Consider the following 18,300-nt stretch of genomic DNA (forward strand, 5'->3'; position numbering starts at 1 on the left):
TTCTCTCCCTTCTAATACTCTACATCATTTCCTAAAATTTTAAATTGTGCAAAGCTTATAAGACCAATTAATGCAGCTAAGAATACTCCCATTGTATTTGCGTATCCATACTCAGAAAGTTTAAATGCTTTCTCATATAAATAGTACATAATTGTACTAGTAGAATAGTTTGGTCCACCTGATGTCAACAATTGAATAAGTGCAAAGCATTGGAATGAGTTAATTGTTGTAATAACTACTATATAAAGTGTTGTAGGTAATAAGCTTGGCCATTTTATTTTCCAAAACACTTGAAACTCATTAGCACCATCTACACGAGCTGCCTCCATTAAAGACTTATCAATATTTCCTAAAGATGCTATATAAAGTATAATAGGTTGTCCAACTGATGTAGTAAGTAAAATAACTATAATTGCAATTAGTGCATATCTTTTATCTCCTAACCAGCTAATATTCTGATCAATAACATTTCCTGTTTTTAAAATATAATTTAATATACCTGATAATGGATCATAAATCCATTTCCACACAACTGTAACAGCTACGCTACCTGTAACAACTGGTAAGAAAAATACACAACGGAAAAATGAACGAGTAAATGCATTTTTTTCATATGTTTGAGATGCAACAAATAAAGAGAATATTACTACAATTGGAACTGAGCCTACTACAATTATTAAAGTATTTATTAATGACTTAATAAATACTTCATCATTAAACATACGTATGTAATTGTCTATTCCAACAAAGGTGAAATCTGTCATTGTATAATTAAAGAAACTTGTAACAAATCCCATAACCATAGGTGCTAGAACAAATATTATAAAGAAAATTAATACTGGAGCTAGAAAAGAGTATGACACAAGAGTCTCTCTTCTCTGTAATTTATTAGAAGTTTTCATACATTTCCTCCAATCACTTATCTAAAAAGAATACTTGAAAAACATTCTTCTTGTACATTTAAAAAATGTACAAGAAGAAATTATATTAGTCTATTAATTTTTTATTGTTTCATTTGCCTTCTTAGTGAAATCATCTAAAGCTGCTTTTGGTTCTGCCTCACCATTTGATACTGCTTGTAACATTGGGAACCATAAAGTTCTCATTTTAGCAAATCCATCAATTGTGTTGTAGTAAGTAGAATAATACTTTGTCCAAGAACCAATTTCTTTCATTCTTTCATCACTATATAATTCTCCAAAAGATGTACGAACTGGGAATGCACCTGTTCTTACAACATTCTTTGGACCCCATTCTTTATCATCACAAATAAATTGGATGAATTTTTTAGATGCTTCTATTTTAGCTTCATTACCATTATTGAATACACAGAATCCATTTACTAAGTATTCTAATTCTGGTTGTCCATCATTTGATGGGAATGGTACTTCTAAGTATTCAACTTTACTTGCTGCTAATAATTTAGCTTGTGTACCTGGTTGAGCTGAAGCCCATAAAAGTGTAAATGCAGTTTGTCCATTTGCAAAGTTTTGAATATCAGCAGATCCATCATATTGAGAACCATTTAATAATAAACCATCGTCTATTAACTTTTTAATTAATTCCATTGATTTAACAGAATCTGCATCATTTGTAGTATATTCTGTAAGTGAATCATTTGTTATACTAGTGCTATATAAGTTTGTAAAGAAAGCACGTGGACCTTGGTCTCCACCTTGACCATTACAGAATAATGATCCTGGAGTATATCCCTTAGCTTTTAAAGCTTCTAAAACCTTAACAAAATCGTCTGTTGTCCATCCTTCTTTTACTAAATCAAGAACTCCAGCATCTTTTAACATTGCTTTGTTTAATGCCATGTAGAAAGGACCAGTACTTATTGGATACATGTAAGCAGTATCTCCAGCTTTACAAGCTTGTAATAATGCATCATTGTTTACATCTTTTACAAATTCATCTGTAAACATATCATTTAATTCTGCTAATTTACCTGATTTCCCATAAGTAATTATACGTCCAGGAGCATCAAACAGAACATCTGCCATTGTTCCTGCTTCAATTGCTGTTGTAATTTTTTCAGGTCCTGAAGTAAAGTCTATTGTTTCTAATTTTACTTTTATGTCTGGATTCTTTTCTTCAAATGCAGCTATTACTTTTTGTTCCCATGTTCCTACTGCATCACCTGCATTTTCTTGAGTAAATGTTGGGAATGCCCACCATGTTATCTCAGTTTTTGCAGAGTTGCCAGACTTTGTATCATCAGTAGCTTTTTTACCACAAGATACAAGAGAAATAGACATTACTCCAACAAGTAGAGTAGCTAATAATTTCTTTTTCATTTAATATACCCTCCCATAATAAACTTTATTTTAATTTTTATAAAGTATCATACCTCTAATGTTTTAACTTAAATTTACATTAATCATTTGTATTTTTTATACTTTTATTAATCATTTTTTACATTATAAAAAATATGTTTTAACTGTTTATAAACAAAAGCTCTTGTAAACATTTTCTAAATAAAATATACCACATCTGAAAATATTTTTCAACATTTTTTTATCAAAAAAATTTTTTTCTTTTGCTGTTTACCAAATTGTCTCATAATATTATTATTAATATATAACACTTAAGGGGGATGAAAAGATGAATTATAAAAAGAAAACAATTTTATGCTTCGGTGATTCTAACACTCACGGATATAACTCTTCAAATAATGGGCGTTTTCTAGAAGATGAAAGATGGACATGCCTTTTATCAAAATATCTAGGGGATAACTATTCTATAAAAGAAGAAGGTCTTAGTGGTAGGACAACAGTTTTTGTTGATCCTCTTTTCGAAGGGCTAGATGGACTTTCTTATATTTCTCCTTGCTTAATGACACATGAACCTGTTGATTTATTAATAATTATGCTTGGAACAAATGATACTAAGGAACGTTTCGGAGCTACAGCCGCAAACATTGCAAAGGGCCTAGAACGACTTACTAAAAAAGCAATCTCTACTACTGAAGCTTGGCGTGATAAACCTAATATTTTATTAATTGCACCACTTCCTATTGAAAAGGGATATGAAAATACTTTTGTCTCTGGTGAAATGGGAAAAGGTTGTGCAGAAAAATCTGAAGAACTTGCGCCTCTCTACAAAGAAGTTGCAGATAGAAATGGATGCCATTTTTTAGATGCTGCTTCTATAAAAGGTATGTACATGTATCCTTATGATTATATGCATCTTAGTAAAGAAAGTCATAAAATACTTGCATATGAACTTTCTAAGCTTATTCCTGAAATTTGCTAATGACTAATTTTTATATTTTGATATCTTATAAATAGATATATTTGCAGTAATTCCTTTTGAATTACATAAATAATTCTAATATATAATAAAGGAGCTGTTACATCAGCTCCTTTATTATATACTTTAAATATATTCTATTAATTAAAGTTCTCACTTTATTATCTTGAAGAATATATTTCCTTTTCTGTATTTATAAATACTTCAGCAAGAACTCCATAAGTTTTAGCCCAAGCATCAATGATTTCATCAGTTGCAGCATCACCTAAAACTTCTTTTATAGCTGTTAATAAATGCTTACCTACGATTGGATAATGCTCTGGCTTAACATTTGAATTGCAATGTATATCTCCTATTTTCTTAACTACTGGCATTATAGCAGGTAGGTTGTCTATATTTTGTGCTGCAGCTAAAATTGACATAGCTAAAGCCTTTGGTTGTTCTCCAGAAGCTTGTTTATCCATATTAAATAAAGATTTTACTTCAGGATTTTCTTCAAACATATTCTTATAAAATGTTTTTGTTATTTCTACTCCATGAGTTTTTAAAGCTGGTACTGTACTTTTTATTATATCTATAGTTTTTTGATCTAACATATTCTTCCTCCGATTATTTTAATTATTTAATAATTATTATTACAAAATTAATTTTACAACTATATCAACAAAATTTCAATATATTTTATACAAAATATCAATTTTTTTTATCATTAATATTATTTATTTATACTTAATATAACTTTTAATATATAAATCAATTATAAAAATTTATTTATATGATGATATTTTGTGAATTTCTAAAACATAAAGGGGCTGTCGCACAATGTAAAATGAATAATGAAAAATGTAAAATTAAAGAAGAAACTCCCTTAGGAGTTTCTAAAATATATATCTTTTTAGTAATTCCTTTGGAATTACATCAATAATTCTACATTTTACATTCTACATTTTTAATTTAGGAGCTGTTGCGACAGCTCCTTCATTAATACATTATTTTTAACTTTTACATATTAAAATAAGTCTTTAAATAAATCTCCTAAGGATATCCCTTCATCGCTATCATTGTATTGTAAATATTCCTTAGTTTTTTCTTCAGCATCTTTTATAGTTAAAGAAATTTTCTTGTTTTCCTTATTAACATCTAGAACCTTAACCTTTACTTTTTGTCCTAGTTTTAAAACATCTGAAGGTTTTGCAATATTTTCTTCTGTTATTTCATTTATATGAACTAATCCTTCAACACCAGGGAATAATTCTACAAAGGCACCAAAATTTAATAAATTTACTACCTTACCTTCTAAGACATCACCTAATTTTAAGTTTTCTCCATTTTTAGTCCATGGATCTTCATTTATATCTTTTAATATTAAAGCGATTCTTTCGTTCTTTGCATCTACTTCTCCTACAAAAACTTCTACTTCATCCCCTACTTTAACAACATCTTCTGCTCTATTAACTCTTCCCCAGGATAAATCATTTAAATGAATTAATCCAGTTATTCCTCCAATATCAACTAATGCACCAGCTTTAATTATCTTTTTAACTATTCCTGTTCTCTTTTCACCAGACTTAATTGATTTCCATACTTCTTTTTTATTATTTTCAAATATTTCATCCTCAATTATTCTTCTTGATGCAACTATTTTTCTTGACTTAAAGTCTAATTCGATTATTTTAACTTCTAATTCTTTGCCAATTAAATCAGCTAAATTTATTCTTTCTCTTGAAGCTAAAGAAGCTGGTATAAATACTCTAATATTTCCATAATAAGCAACTAATCCACCTTTAACTTCCTCTTTTACATAAACCTTAATAACTTCTTCATTATCAAAGGCTCTTTTAATATCTTCTCTTTCAGTAATTTCTAAAGCCTTTATTCTTGATAATTGAACATATCCTTCTCCATCATTTGGTGATAAAACATAAACCTTTATTTTATCTCCAATATTTACAACTTCTCTAGGATCTTTATCAATATTAGTTAATTCATTTTTTTCTATAACTCCATCAAAGGCATAATTAATATTTACCATAACTTCTTTATCATTAACATCTATAACTTCACCATCTAATATGTCACCAGTTCTTATTCTTTTAACGTCAAAATCTTTTAATAAGTCACCCATAGTTCCTTCTAAGTTTTGATTTTCCATGTATTTCACTCCTTAATTTATCTTATATACTAATATAATTTTAATTTAATATAATATTGATTACAAGCATTTATGTTTATTAACTTTTTTTGTCAATATTATTTTTATATAGATTAACAGAGATTTTTTTTATGTTATAATTAATAAGAAAAGAACAAAAGAATCAAAAGTTATTTAATAACTTTTAAAGTGGTTATTAATCATAGAAAATAGCAGATATATTACGATATAACTAGCAATTATTACCTATCCAGCTATTTACCATATAATTTCATCTTTTTTGAACTTAATCTAATTTTGAAGAATTTATATTTTTTATATAAAATAAATTCATAATCTTTTCTTGGAGGTGAATCTTATTAAAAGAAACAACTACAAAAAAATAACTTTTAGTATATTTATGATTTTTATTTTTTTAACTTCTAGTTTTCTTATAGATACTATCCCTATTTTGGATAATATAACTCATGGGGAAATTACAGTATCTGCAAAATCTAAGGGATCTAGTGGTTTTAAAAGTTCTGGAGGATTTAAAAGCTCTAGTAGTTCTAAAAGCTCCTCTAGTAGTTTTAAGTCAAGTGGTGGAAAATCAAATGTAAAGAGTTCTACTAGTGGCTTCAAAAGTGGCTCTTTTAAGAGTAATAGTAATAGTTCTAGTTCTTCTAGTAGTTCTAAAAGTTCTTCAACTAGTAGCTCTAAGAGTTCTTCTAGTTCTTCAACTAGCAGTTCTAATAGTGAGAGTAAAACTAGCACTAATTCTGGCAATTTTAAAAGTGGCTCCTATAGCAATACTATAGATAAAGGTAAATCCGGAAGTTCAAAAGGATTTTCTTCTGGATCTTATAGCACTTCAGACAAAAATAAAACAACCCAAGATAAAGATAGTAATAAATCATCAAATTATGATAGCTCTAATAACCATGATAGTGGTGGTTTCTCATTAGGTGATATGCTATTTGGAATGTCTGCAATGAGAAATCTAGGTTATAGGTCTAGCGGACGTGGTACATCCTTTGGATCTTTATTTACAATGGCAGTTATATTCATAATTGTTGTATTGATACTAAGAATCTATTTAAAGAAAAGAAAATATTAATTAGGAGGATACTTATGGGTATTTTTACAAGAATGTCAAACATGTTAAAATCAAAGGTAAACGCAACTTTAGATGAAATGGAGAATCCAATAGAATTATTAGATCAAAAAGTTAGAGATATGGAAACACAATTAAATACTGCAAAATTAAATTCTGCTCAAATAATTGGTAATGCTCATGAAATAAAAAAGAAAATGGATGCTTGTGAAATTGAAGTTAAAGATTATGAAGAAAAAGTTAAATTAGCTTTATCTAAAAATAATGAAGAATTGGCTAAAAAAGCATTAGCTAGAAAAATAGAAGCAGAAAAGAAATTTCAAAGCTTAAAAACTAGTTATGAAACTGCAAGAGTTCAAGCTGATACTATTAAGAAAAACCTTGCTGCATTAGAAGCTGAAATAGATAAAACTAGAAGCTATAGAGATGAAGCTGCTGCTAGATTTAGTAATGCAGAAGCTAATAAAAAAGTTAACGAGGTTCTTGCAAATGTTCAAACTAAATCTAACTCTATAAAATTAGATAGTATAGAAAGAAAAATTCAAAAGCAAGAAGCTTTAGCTAATGGATTAGGTGAGCTTAGAAATGTTGATACTTTTGAAAGTGAATTTGAATCTTTGGATACTGTTGATTTAGATTTAGAACTTGAAAAGTATAAAAATAATAATTAGGTGATTGCATGTCTAGTACAATAGATTTCATTAATAAGGAAAGAAATACTATAGGAAAAGTTTATACTGACATTACTTATGCAATAAGTGAAGTTTCTCCTTTCCTTGATGTTAATACATTAAAGAAAAGAAAGTATTATTCAAAGCTTCCTGTATTAAAACAATATATAGATATGCTAAATGAAGCAGAGTACTGTGATAATAATAAGAAATTTAAACTCTTTAAAAGAGATGATAGCATAGATAAGTTAGAGGAATATAAAAGAAATAATTTTGAAGCATTTAATCAGTTTGAAGATTGTTCTAAATGCGCTTGCCTTAATTGTATTAAAGAATGTGATTTTAAAAATTGTAGTGGATGCAAAGTTAATTCTTATATAAAATCCTGTGATAAATCTAAATTAAATGTTCGTTTTCATAAAAACTATATTTTAGATTTAACTAATAATAATACTGGAAAATCAAATAGATATAAGGTGCTTGCAACTATAGAAAATTGTGCAAATGATACTCTCTATATAGCACTTGAAAACTTACTTGATAATAGTGATAAACTTCTTCTTTATTACTATCCTGGTATTTCAGGCGATGACTTTGGCGAAATAACAGATCCTGATGAGTTTAATTTAGTAGTTGAAACTTATGAACAAGCTTAGATGTGCTTCGCACATGTAAAATGAAAAATGTAAAATGTAGAATTTATGAAATAACTCAGGCAAGCTGAGTTATCAGAAAATTAGATAATGTGAAAATTCCTTACGAAATTTTAATTAAATAAACAAAAATTAAGAACCCATTTGCTTTTGGTTAATGGGTTCTTTTTTAATATATAAAATTACTCTTATTATCTAATCTAGTTATATTTCTTCTATTTTGCATTTATGTTCTTTATTCTTTGAATCGTAACATATAGCTACTGCTAGTATCTTTTTATTTTTATTAGCATCTCTAAATTTTTGTATATATTCTTTTTCTTTAATCTGATTTATAGCTATTTCTGGTTCTTCGTCTTTCTTTAATTCAACAATAAATGGAATATCATTTTTTCTTCTTGGATGAAAAGTAAAATCTGCATATCCTTTTCCTGTTTTTTCTTCGCGTTCAATTCTATAAGTATCTCTTGCTGAAAGATATGCAAGTGTTAAAACACATGAAAGACTATTTTCATCATTATATTGTAAAATTGGTATCTCTGAGTTATGAATATCATGTAATATAGCTTCTACCTTTTTTGTATCACCATTAATTGTTGACTTTAACATTGTTTTTGAGTTTTCTATTATCTCTGAAACATATCCAAATGACTCATCTTTCAAAGCTTTTTCGAATTCTTTCATTAGCTCTCTGTTAGGTATTTTCAAATATCCATCGTAATATGATAAAAATCCAAGTACTATCATAGCAGAATATATTTCTTCCTTATTTCTTGGTACTCCTTGACCTGCTCTAAATTCTTCATTAATAATTATATCTATTTCTTCTCCAGAAACCATTTCTATAACATCTTCTCTTATATCTAAAACATTATATTTTAGGTATTCTGCTACTTCATTCATTTCTCCAGTATTAGTCCAATAACTATCGCAATAATTATTTTGTAAAGCCTTAACTACTGACCTTGGATTGTATATCTTAATTTCGGTAGCTGTAAAATATCCATTATACCAACTTTCAAGTTCTTTAAAATTCATCTTTCCATTTTTATTGCAAATCTCTATAACTTCCTCTTCTGTAAATCCAAAATATTCACCAAATATTCTATCTTTTAAGAAAGTGTACTCATCAAACATATTAAGTGCTGACCCACTTGAATACTTTTTAATAGGCAAAACGCCTGTCATATAACACAGTGCTACATAAGGCTGATCCTTTAAAAGATTTCTTAAAAACTCTAAATAATCATTTTGATTTTCTTCAAATAAATTATTAGAAAAAATATAATCCCACTCATCTAAAATAAATATAAATTTTTCTTGTGTTGCAAATAACATATCACTTATTGTATAAAAGCTTTTAAATTCAATATGTGGATAAGTAGTTTTTATATCATCTTTTATAGTTTCTTGAATTAAACTTATATACTCATCATAACTTCCAATTTTATTAGGCAACTTATTCAAGCTTATACTTATAACATTATACTTATTTAAATATTCTTTATAGCTTTGAACTTTACTTATATTAAGATTATCAAAAATTTCTTTCGAATTTAATCCCTTTGAATAATAAGCACCTAACATATCTGCAACACTAGACTTTCCAAATCTTCTTGGCCTAGTTATACATATATATTTGTCTGATGTTTCTATAACTTCATTTAATCTATCTATAATTAAAGATTTATCTATAAAATATCTACTTCTATATAAATCTTTATAGTTTTCTAAAGGTTTATTCGTATTTAAATATATAGACATACTACGCCTCCTTTATTTATTATATCAATGCATCAAATTAAAATAATTATAACATACTTTATTTTTATTAATGAAATAATCTAAACTTGAAAAATATATATAAGCACCAACATACAAAATATTATTATATAACTGAAGAAATTAAAAATAATATACCACCTATAAAATAAATTCTTGAACTTACTTTACTGCTCATATTTATATCCCTCACCTTTAGCTCTACTATTTTCTAATAATATTAAAAAAGGAGGTTATTTCACATAACTTCCTTTTCTACTGCTAATATAAAAATTTATTTTTATGTTGTACTTTTTATATTTATTTAATTATAAAGAAGTATGCAAGAACTATAATTCCAAGGACAATTCTATACCATCCAAAGAATTTAAAGTCATGCTTCTTTATATATGACATTAAGAATTTAATTGCTATTACTGATACTACGAAGGCAACAACTAAACCTACAGTTAATAATATAAGCTCATTTCCTGTAAAGTTAAATCCAAACTTAAGTAGCTTTAATGCACTTGCACCAAACATAACTGGTATAGCAAGGAAAAATGTAAATTCAGCTGCTATGGTTCTAGATACACCAATTAATAATGCTCCTACTATAGTTGCACCAGAACGTGAAGTTCCTGGGAATACTGCTGCTATAAGCTGCCACATACCTATAATTATTGCAGCTGTATATGTTATATCAGCTAAACTTGTAATAGTTGGTTTTTTACCCTTATTATAATTTTCAACAACTATAAATAATATACCAAATATAATAAGCATTATGGCAACTGTAGTTGGATTATAGAATAATTCATTAAGCTGATCATCAAATAAAAGTCCTACTACTGCTGCTGGTAAACATGCAACTATTATTTTAAACCACATAGAGAAAGTATCTTTTTCTATATGCATTCCCTTTTTATCAAAGGTAAATGGAAAAATCTTTTTCCAATATAGAATAACAACTGCCATAATAGCACCAAGCTGAATAACTACTAAAAACATCTCCATAAATTCTTTTGATACGTTAAGTTTTAAAAACTCATCTACTAATATCATATGCCCTGTGCTACTTACAGGAAGCCATTCTGTAATTCCTTCTACAACTCCAAGTATTATGGCTTTAATAATTTCTAAAAACTCCATTTAATTCCCTCCAAATATAGTCTAGTTATCTCATTTTCATCTATTATACTATACCACTTTTTATAAAGCTTTTTAATTATTTTATTTAATCTTAATAATCTTTTTAAAAGTACTTATAGATAAACTTGCTATCTATAAATTTTTTAACTATATCATCAAACTTTTCTATTAGTTCTACTTCAAAAGCCCATTTTCTTAATGATAAAGCTAACTCCCTAGCTAAATCTAAATCATCTTCAATCAATAGTATTTTTTTCAAAGTCTTCACTGCTAACTTAGTATCTATCTTTTATATTAAAATATTACCATAGTTTTACCATTAAATATATTTTTAATAGTAATTGTGCTTATTATAATAAAACAAGTGTATATATTAAGAACTTTTTAACTTAATATATACACTTATATATGAATTTTTAATATAATAAGCTTAATTTTATGAATTAATTCTAATATTTGTTCAAACAGTAAGTTTTATAAATAAAGCAATCTTTTAAATATTACTTGTGATACAATTCTCCGTAACAATAGTAAGTGAGGTTTGTTTATATTCATCTACTAAATAAACCGTAATTTCTACATTAGTAATTGTGTGAATAAAAATCAATTATGGATACCTTTTTATCAATCAAATAGTTTCCAACTGCTCTTTCGATATCACCTCTTTTATAACCTTCAGGAAAATTTGATAAAGGAAATACCAACACAAAAGATGTATCCCATTTTTGATTTAATTGATGAACTAATATTCCTGATGAATTATATTTCCAATCTAAATACTTCTCTCTCTTATATTCGTTGTACTTCCATTCTTTTAAATTATACTCTGATTTATTTTCAGGTATATTAAAGTTTATATCATTACTCGTTGCTACAACACCTAGGTACCCTTTTGTTGTGAATTTCATCCAAATAATATCTTGTTCACATTTCAACTTCTTGTCTTCTTTAATTTCTTCATAATCAATTTGATGCAGATTTCTTCTTGGGGAATCTTCCTTATTCATTCCTATTGAAATTAGAAAATCATTTACATATTTTATGATTTTATTAACTTCTACAATCGGAAGAGAACCTTGTTCTTTAGCTTTTTCTAATCTAAAATTATTATAATGAACAGAACAACGATAATCACCTTTAACATTTAGTGGTGCTGTGCCTGGATATATTTTAAAAAATTGCTTCATATTTTCATCCACATTTATTCACTCCTCACATAAATTTCTAATTTATCTGATAAATATAAATATTTTTTACTTAATAAAATTTTACTATTTATATATAACAATCTCAATATTTTATATTTTTATTGCTACTCTTCCTATATATAGCAATATCTAAATTCAATGTATTTATTCCACCATTTCTTTACTTAGATAGTCAACTAAACTATCATTTATTTTCAATTTTATTGAATCAATCTCACTTAATTCATTTATGGTTATTTATAAAATTCCCACTTGTAATAAATTCTTCTGTTACTCTCTTGTTGAGATTTCAGTTAAAACCTTGTTAAACTTCTCTAAGATGCTTTTAATGAATTCATAGGGTAGTTCTCATTAACATCATTTAAAAGTGTTACTAGAAATTGTTCTTTTTCTTTTTGTAGACTTTTTTCTCTTTTATTTAACTCATCTTTTCTTTACCATATAGACTTATATAAATTTACCTTGCTTATGATACGGTTCATCGCACCGCAAATAAAAAAATCTAGATTGTCCCATATACAATATAATTAAGATAATTCCAAATTCAAGTTTCAATTATAACTTTATATAAAAAAATAAGATAACCCTAGTTTAATATTTCATACTTAACTAAGATTATCTTACTCAAAACATATATATTTATCTTATTTTATTAACGTCATAATAAATTAATTGTACCAATTATAAATCTTCTATCTTATAAACAGTATATCCTTCATAATAATAACTCGTATCAATTCCCTTCATATAAATTTCTCTATCATTAATTTTATCAGTTAATGCCTGTTTTAAAAGGTGCTTAATCTCTATATCTTTTATAGGACTACGTTCCATTGCAAGCAAATAATCATTCTTATCAACTTCACTCCAGTTAATTACTTTACCTAACTCTTTTTTCAACATTAAATCAAGCCAAATTCGTGCACTTCTTCCATTTCCTTCTCTAAAAGGGTGAGCAATATTCATTTCAACATACTTTTCAATTATTTCATCAAAACTTGATTGTGGCATTGACTCAATATATTCTAATGATGCTTTTAGGTACATAACAGGAGCAAACCTAAAATTCCCTTTTGCAATATTCACATCACGTAATATTCCTGCAAATTCATATATATCTTCAAATAAATATCTATTAATCTCAGCTAATGCATTATATTTTCCAGCTTCTAAGCTATCTAAATATCCACTTTCAAATAATTCAATAGCTTTTTTCTTACTTATTTTTTCTTCTATCCTAGCAAGTTCTACTGAATCTGTAATTTGCAATTTATTATTAAGCGCCATAATACCTCCTATATAATAGATCCATCCTTTTCTATTATAAATTACTTGCTTTTTTATTTTCTATTTTAACTTCTTATATTAATTATAGCACTAATAAAAATTTATTTAATAAAAACTTAATTTTAATTTACATTTACTTATACTATAAACACCTTTTACAAGTTTTAATATTCTTAAAAAATCAAATACTGATTCTTAATACCTATCCATCAAAACTTTCTTTTCTCAATTTTTTATTAAATCTTCCCTAATTCATCTATAAAAGCAGGTCTCTTTAGGTATTGCTGCTGTAGCACTTTAACAATTTTATATGCCTCAACATCCCCAAATAACTTTTTATATCTTTTTATTACATTACAAACCTTTTTATACTGTTTTCTATCAGTAGCCATTTCTGACATTTTTTCTATTAAGAATTTATACATTATATTAACATCGTCCTTATAATCTTTTATAAGCAACTCATCATAGGTTTCTATTCTTCTAACATCAGCCTTAGCGAATTGTAATAATTCCTCTAAATCATTTTCTTTTATTAACATTTCAGGATATATATCAAGTCTATCTAATTTTTTCTCTTTAAATTCTTTCTTAAGTTCTAAATAATAGTTATGCCAATCATTAATATGTATTTCTTTAAGTTCATTATAAAAACTCATATCTCCATTTAAAAATAGTTCTCTAGCCAGTTCTTTTTTCTTGTCAGCAATATTAAGATTCTTATATGCTATATATCTATATTGCTTCCACTTGAGTACTAGTCCTCTATACTCTTTATCATTAAGCTCCCCTTCTTCTGCTAATTTTATTACTCTCTCATATTCCTTATTTTCAATGCACTTACCTATAAGTAACTCTCTAAATGCTGAATAATTAATATTATTTTCTATAAATTCTTTCTCTTCTTCATCAGTACCATATCTACTAATTATCTGAAGTTTTATTTCTGATAGCTTTTCTTTATTATATCTTCCACTCCAATCATCTAAATAATTTTCTAACACACTATCCAACTTATTTTCAAACTTAACTCTTAACTTTTCATCATCACAAAAATAAATACAGTTACTAATTACAGATAATCTCAAATCTTCCCATCCATCGTAAATAGTCTTGTCTAATTCATTTAATAACTCACTAAAAATTTTTGTTTTTTCCTTCTTCGAAAATTCATTAACATTAATACAAGTTTCATTTATTAATAGTATAGCTTTATCTATTACATATCCAATATCTCCATTTGAATCATCCATATATTGAATAGCTAATAGCATTTTATTTATTACAGCTATTGATGTTTCTATAGCAACTAATGGCTTTCTGGCATCAAAATAATATCTTTCTGCACTACTCAGTAAGTCAAATACATCGTTTGCAAAGTAACCACATTCTCTCCAAGAAATAAACCTTCTGCCATTACCATATCTTTTAATAATATCTGATAAATACTTTTTATTCTTTTTTATTTCTTCATTTTCTTCTAATCTTACATATTTAAATAATATTTTTTCTTCTAGCCCTTCATACTCGTTAATTATATCTTTAAACATAAATATTAGCTCTTCTTTTGTTGAAGAATTTAATAACTCATCTATTTTGTCCTTTTTCATATAAACCTCCAATTTTTATATTATCAACATTAGTTAGTTTATAATTTATAATACATACTTTACTAAAAGAAATTATAACATAAGCAATAACACTTTTAATATCATTGGATCAATTAAAGTATTCTAAACACTTCTATTTATTTTGGTTCTCCACAGATACGCTTCATTTTTCATAATTCTAAATTATATATTTCTTATTTAAAATTTTCTTCAATATATTTGATATAATCTTTTTTACTAACTTCATTATAGTTATCCTTAAACCATTCATAAGATTCCTTTAGACCTTCAAACAAATCCTTTTCTTCCATCAATAACTCTGATTGTATAAAAATATATTTCATCAGATGTTTTTTTCTTTACTTACTAATTTCTTTCCAAAAATAAATGAAACAACTATAGGTATTTATAAACTAAGTAAAACAAATATCATTAATTCTTTTAAATAGTTGATAGAGTTAATAAAAAAATATATAATTGATTAAATTAATAAATCACAGTTTTTTACATATTGGGAGGATTCTAAATGAAACAACTAAAAAGCCCTCGCTTGATGCTTGTGGCATCAATGATAATATTCGGTACATTAGGGCCTTTTGTACGAAACATCTCCGTATCATCTGGAGAACTTGCTTTGTATCGTGCTATTTTAGCAGCTCTATTAATTGCTATATTTCTTATAATAACTAAACAAAAGATACCATTTAAAAATATAAAAAAAAAAAAAGAAGTTCCTTTATTGCTTGCATCAGGAGTGGCAATGGGTATTAACTGGATTCTTTTATTTCAGGCATATAAGTACACTACCGTTTCAGCTGCAACATTAAGCTATTATTTTGCTCCTGTTATCGTAACAATTGTTTGTCCTATTCTTTTCCATGAAAAATTAACTAAAAAACAAATTATTTGCTTTATCATGTCTACATTAGGGCTTGTAATGATTACTGGTATTGGTAATATAGGTGGTAGAAGTGACTTTATCGGAATTTTATTTGGATTAGGTGTAGTTATTATTTCAGTTACTATTTTGGGAGAAACAATGACACTTTGGCAGATAATAGGTGGAATTTTAATTTTAGGATTTACTCTTTGGAATGAAATTACACCAAAAGAATATTTTAGATAGACCATGGAACTTCTATTTTATCTTTAAATTCATTCAAATTTACTAATTAAATATTGGCTCAATATACTCCTTAATAAATTCTATTCTATCAGTAACTTTTGGTTTAAATAATGCTGTAATGGCTACAACAATATTTTTTGTTGCATTAACATAAATAATATTTCCACCATCTCCAATAGCTGCAAAGCCTTTATCACTATCATTATTAACCCACCATAAGTATCCATATGGAAGATTAAGTTTTTTAAAGCGACTATGTTCCTTAGTACTCTCTTCTATCCATTCTTTAGATACTATTTGTTTTCCATTATACATACCACCACTTAAGTATAATTGTCCTATTTTTGCCATATCTATAGTAGATAGAGTAAGTCCCCAACCTGCTGTATTTGTTCCTGCTTTATCAATTACCCATCCGCTAATATTTGTAGCTTCATTAAAAGCTAGTTGTTCTTCTTTACTATTGAATTTAATATTTCCTTCTATATTAATTCCAAGTGGTGAAAATAAATTATCTCTTGCAAAATCAAGTACTGATTGTCCAGTTACATTTTTAAGAATGCCTGATAAAATATCTGGTCCTATAAGTGGAGTATATTTAAACTTTCCTATCTTACCTATTCCCCCTAAGTAATCAAGACTAAACTTCACCATATCATCACTAGTAAAATATTTTATATATGGAGGAATTATATATTTATATGGAGCTGTCATTGTAATCAAATCTTTAAGAGTAATCTTCTGTATTGTTTTTTCTCTTTTTTTAACTTTATAATCTGGGAAATAATTTAATACTTTTTCATTAATACTTTTAATATATCCCTTATCTATTGCAATACCTATTAATATTGAAATAATACTTTTAGTTACTGAATACACATGTATTGTACTTTTACTATTGCATCCATTATAATAATTTTCATATTGTACTTCCCCATCTTTTAATACAACAATTCCTGTGATATTACTATACTCTTTATTTATTTTATCTTCTAATTTAATTACTTTTTCTTTATTCATATAATCATTCCTTTACTATATGATTTTTTAATTATTAATCTAAAATTAATAACATTATCCTTTAAGCTAAATCCTATCTTATCTTTTTTACAGGATAATAAATTTCTGTTATAAGATCATTTTCACTTTCAACCATAGCTGGATCATTTACATATACTTCAAAGAGAGCATCTTTAGATACATATCCTTCTTTCTCTGCATATTCAATTTGTTTAACATATACAGATGATAAATCAGAATAAGCTCCTTTTAAAACTGTTTTTAAACACAATCCAGGATTAAAATCTCTAGTACCTTTAATACATTCTTTTATAGGAATAGCAAATTCAGTATCTAAACCAAATGGACTATATTCTGAACTATGAAAAAGTGCCATAGGAGGATTAGTTATAGTTAATTTATCTTCATTAATCTTTTTAAATAGCTTATTAAAACAACTACCATATTCATATGCAAATTCATGTTTTTGAACCATTTTTCTAATATACAAAAGATTCATAGGTTCTACTTCTACAATCTTAACATCAAGATTTTCCATGTATGACATAATTGATTTACCTTGTTTTAAGTTTGATATATCATTACTTAACTCTTCTGAAATTAAATTTAATTCTTTTACTTGTTTATCAATTTCTTTTTTCTTTTCTATAAGTGATAAATAAAGTTTTTCATCTTGTAATTCTTCTGATTGTATAATAGTTTTTATTTGCTCTAAAGAAAAATTATATGATTTTAGACGCTTTATAAATAGTATAGTTTGTAATTGTTCAATGGAATAATATCTATAACCATTTTCATTATTAATTTCATTAGGTAGAATTAATCCAATTTCAGCATAATATCTAAGTGTTTTTGTAGATACATTGCATATCTTCGAAAATTCACCAATAGATAACATATAATCCCCTCCTTTCAATCTCTATATCTTTATCCTACATCTTTCCCTAAGGGTAAAGTCAATATGTTAATTTATATTAATCATATTACTAAATAAATAAAACAGTTATTATATATTTAGTAAATTAACTAAAAGCTAAAAAATTTAAAGAATATTAAAAGTTTAAAACTAAAGCTCCGATAAATTTAATCTATCGGAGCTTTTAATAATATATATTATATATACGTATTATATTACATTAACTGTTAATGAAAATTTAGTCTTTCTATCCCTATATAATCATATGAAATCACAACTTCTCTTTTATATCCTAAGCTGTAAAAAATAATATAAGATAAAACAATACAATAGCACCTGCAATAATTTTCAATGCTAATAAAAGTTTTTTCATAAAAGTCCTCCTGATTATTTATC

18 protein-coding genes are annotated in these 18,300 nt (G+C 26.4%); 5 read left to right on the forward strand and 13 right to left on the reverse strand.

Features of this window, described 5'->3' with window-relative positions:
• Window positions 1–11: 11 nt before the first annotated feature.
• Together ACQRD5_RS09450 and ACQRD5_RS09455 are read right to left on the reverse strand one after the other, a co-directional pair.
• Window positions 12–902 (reverse strand): carbohydrate ABC transporter permease, encoded by an 891-nt coding sequence (locus ACQRD5_RS09450; protein WP_294169713.1) that lies wholly within the window; start codon window positions 900–902, stop codon window positions 12–14.
• A gap of 93 nt (window positions 903–995) precedes the next feature.
• Entirely contained in the window at window positions 996–2,300 is a 1,305-nt protein-coding gene (locus ACQRD5_RS09455) for an ABC transporter substrate-binding protein (RefSeq protein ID WP_294169715.1), read from the reverse strand.
• Between the two features lie 307 nt (window positions 2,301–2,607).
• Between ACQRD5_RS09455 and ACQRD5_RS09460 the strand changes: the two genes are divergently transcribed.
• Window positions 2,608–3,258 (forward strand): GDSL-type esterase/lipase family protein, encoded by a 651-nt coding sequence (locus ACQRD5_RS09460; RefSeq protein ID WP_291631130.1) that lies wholly within the window; start codon window positions 2,608–2,610, stop codon window positions 3,256–3,258.
• Window positions 3,259–3,416: 158 nt separating this feature from the next.
• On the opposite strand, the gene ACQRD5_RS09465 is transcribed toward ACQRD5_RS09460, so the two are convergent.
• Entirely contained in the window at window positions 3,417–3,851 is a 435-nt protein-coding gene (locus ACQRD5_RS09465) for a globin domain-containing protein (RefSeq protein ID WP_294169718.1), read from the reverse strand.
• 413 nt (window positions 3,852–4,264) lie between these two features.
• Window positions 4,265–5,407, reverse strand: a complete 1,143-nt coding sequence (gene rpsA / locus ACQRD5_RS09470) for a 30S ribosomal protein S1 (RefSeq protein WP_427746754.1) — start codon at window positions 5,405–5,407, stop codon at window positions 4,265–4,267.
• A 400-nt stretch (window positions 5,408–5,807) separates the two neighbouring features.
• Between rpsA and ACQRD5_RS09475 the strand changes: the two genes are divergently transcribed.
• From ACQRD5_RS09475 to ACQRD5_RS09485, 3 genes are read left to right on the forward strand one after another with little or no spacing between them, the layout of a single operon-like run.
• Window positions 5,808–6,503: a hypothetical protein gene (locus tag ACQRD5_RS09475; RefSeq protein ID WP_427746755.1), complete on the forward strand. Its 696-nt coding sequence runs from the start codon at window positions 5,808–5,810 to the stop codon at window positions 6,501–6,503.
• A gap of 14 nt (window positions 6,504–6,517) precedes the next feature.
• On the forward strand, window positions 6,518–7,171 hold the full coding sequence (locus ACQRD5_RS09480; RefSeq protein WP_427746756.1) for a PspA/IM30 family protein: 654 nt from the start codon (window positions 6,518–6,520) through the stop codon (window positions 7,169–7,171).
• A gap of 8 nt (window positions 7,172–7,179) precedes the next feature.
• The gene (locus ACQRD5_RS09485; protein ID WP_294169025.1) at window positions 7,180–7,827 is read left to right on the forward strand and encodes a DUF1292 domain-containing protein; all 648 of its coding nucleotides are present in this window, start codon (window positions 7,180–7,182) and stop codon (window positions 7,825–7,827) included.
• Between the two features lie 201 nt (window positions 7,828–8,028).
• Here ACQRD5_RS09485 and ACQRD5_RS09490 read toward each other — a convergent pair whose 3' ends face one another.
• The 7 genes from ACQRD5_RS09490 to ACQRD5_RS09520 form a co-directional block, all read right to left on the reverse strand.
• Window positions 8,029–9,588: an AAA family ATPase gene (locus tag ACQRD5_RS09490; protein ID WP_320628014.1), complete on the reverse strand. Its 1,560-nt coding sequence runs from the start codon at window positions 9,586–9,588 to the stop codon at window positions 8,029–8,031.
• Between the two features lie 318 nt (window positions 9,589–9,906).
• Window positions 9,907–10,737 (reverse strand): undecaprenyl-diphosphate phosphatase, encoded by an 831-nt coding sequence (locus tag ACQRD5_RS09495; RefSeq protein ID WP_427746757.1) that lies wholly within the window; start codon window positions 10,735–10,737, stop codon window positions 9,907–9,909.
• 103 nt (window positions 10,738–10,840) lie between these two features.
• Window positions 10,841–10,996, reverse strand: a complete 156-nt coding sequence (locus tag ACQRD5_RS09500; protein WP_291631482.1) for a hypothetical protein — start codon at window positions 10,994–10,996, stop codon at window positions 10,841–10,843.
• A gap of 322 nt (window positions 10,997–11,318) precedes the next feature.
• Complete coding sequence (locus ACQRD5_RS09505; protein ID WP_291631265.1) at window positions 11,319–11,936, reverse strand: hypothetical protein; 618 nt, start codon at window positions 11,934–11,936, stop codon at window positions 11,319–11,321.
• A gap of 690 nt (window positions 11,937–12,626) precedes the next feature.
• Complete coding sequence (gene fic, locus ACQRD5_RS09510) at window positions 12,627–13,232, reverse strand: protein adenylyltransferase Fic (protein WP_291631263.1); 606 nt, start codon at window positions 13,230–13,232, stop codon at window positions 12,627–12,629.
• Between the two features lie 236 nt (window positions 13,233–13,468).
• Window positions 13,469–14,842, reverse strand: a complete 1,374-nt coding sequence (locus tag ACQRD5_RS09515) for a hypothetical protein (RefSeq protein ID WP_294189271.1) — start codon at window positions 14,840–14,842, stop codon at window positions 13,469–13,471.
• Between the two features lie 194 nt (window positions 14,843–15,036).
• A complete protein-coding gene (locus tag ACQRD5_RS09520) occupies window positions 15,037–15,186 on the reverse strand; it encodes a hypothetical protein (protein ID WP_320899748.1) in 150 nt (49 codons plus the stop codon).
• A 182-nt stretch (window positions 15,187–15,368) separates the two neighbouring features.
• On the opposite strand from ACQRD5_RS09520, the gene ACQRD5_RS09525 reads away from it, so the two are divergent.
• Entirely contained in the window at window positions 15,369–15,968 is a 600-nt protein-coding gene (locus ACQRD5_RS09525) for a DMT family transporter (protein WP_320899746.1), read from the forward strand.
• 42 nt (window positions 15,969–16,010) lie between these two features.
• Here ACQRD5_RS09525 and ACQRD5_RS09530 read toward each other — a convergent pair whose 3' ends face one another.
• Window positions 16,011–16,988 (reverse strand): serine hydrolase, encoded by a 978-nt coding sequence (locus tag ACQRD5_RS09530; RefSeq protein ID WP_320899744.1) that lies wholly within the window; start codon window positions 16,986–16,988, stop codon window positions 16,011–16,013.
• Window positions 16,989–17,061: 73 nt separating this feature from the next.
• On the reverse strand, window positions 17,062–17,886 hold the full coding sequence (locus tag ACQRD5_RS09535) for a MerR family transcriptional regulator (protein WP_294168448.1): 825 nt from the start codon (window positions 17,884–17,886) through the stop codon (window positions 17,062–17,064).
• Between the last annotated feature and the right edge of the window lie 414 nt (window positions 17,887–18,300).

It is taken from the genome of Clostridium sp. SGI.024, from assembly GCF_050315195.1.
Taxonomy (GTDB): Bacteria; Bacillota; Clostridia; order Clostridiales; family Clostridiaceae; genus Clostridium.

Bases quoted from the DNA above. Each gene is read 5' to 3' on its own strand.
- ACQRD5_RS09450 (WP_294169713.1), bottom strand. From the start codon at position 902: ATGAAAACTTCTAATAAATTACAGAGAAGAGAGACTCTTGTGTCATAC.
- ACQRD5_RS09455 (WP_294169715.1), bottom strand. From the start codon at position 2,300: ATGAAAAAGAAATTATTAGCTACTCTACTTGTTGGAGTAATGTCTATT.
- ACQRD5_RS09460 (WP_291631130.1), top strand. From the start codon at position 2,608: ATGAATTATAAAAAGAAAACAATTTTATGCTTCGGTGATTCTAACACT.
- ACQRD5_RS09465 (WP_294169718.1), bottom strand. From the start codon at position 3,851: ATGTTAGATCAAAAAACTATAGATATAATAAAAAGTACAGTACCAGCT.
- rpsA (WP_427746754.1), bottom strand. From the start codon at position 5,407: ATGGAAAATCAAAACTTAGAAGGAACTATGGGTGACTTATTAAAAGAT.
- ACQRD5_RS09475 (WP_427746755.1), top strand. From the start codon at position 5,808: ATGATTTTTATTTTTTTAACTTCTAGTTTTCTTATAGATACTATCCCT.
- ACQRD5_RS09480 (WP_427746756.1), top strand. From the start codon at position 6,518: ATGGGTATTTTTACAAGAATGTCAAACATGTTAAAATCAAAGGTAAAC.
- ACQRD5_RS09485 (WP_294169025.1), top strand. From the start codon at position 7,180: ATGTCTAGTACAATAGATTTCATTAATAAGGAAAGAAATACTATAGGA.
- ACQRD5_RS09490 (WP_320628014.1), bottom strand. From the start codon at position 9,588: ATGTCTATATATTTAAATACGAATAAACCTTTAGAAAACTATAAAGAT.
- ACQRD5_RS09495 (WP_427746757.1), bottom strand. From the start codon at position 10,737: ATGGAGTTTTTAGAAATTATTAAAGCCATAATACTTGGAGTTGTAGAA.
- fic (WP_291631263.1), bottom strand. From the start codon at position 13,232: ATGGCGCTTAATAATAAATTGCAAATTACAGATTCAGTAGAACTTGCT.
- ACQRD5_RS09515 (WP_294189271.1), bottom strand. From the start codon at position 14,842: ATGAAAAAGGACAAAATAGATGAGTTATTAAATTCTTCAACAAAAGAA.
- ACQRD5_RS09520 (WP_320899748.1), bottom strand. From the start codon at position 15,186: ATGAAATATATTTTTATACAATCAGAGTTATTGATGGAAGAAAAGGAT.
- ACQRD5_RS09525 (WP_320899746.1), top strand. From the start codon at position 15,369: ATGAAACAACTAAAAAGCCCTCGCTTGATGCTTGTGGCATCAATGATA.
- ACQRD5_RS09530 (WP_320899744.1), bottom strand. From the start codon at position 16,988: ATGAATAAAGAAAAAGTAATTAAATTAGAAGATAAAATAAATAAAGAG.
- ACQRD5_RS09535 (WP_294168448.1), bottom strand. From the start codon at position 17,886: ATGTTATCTATTGGTGAATTTTCGAAGATATGCAATGTATCTACAAAA.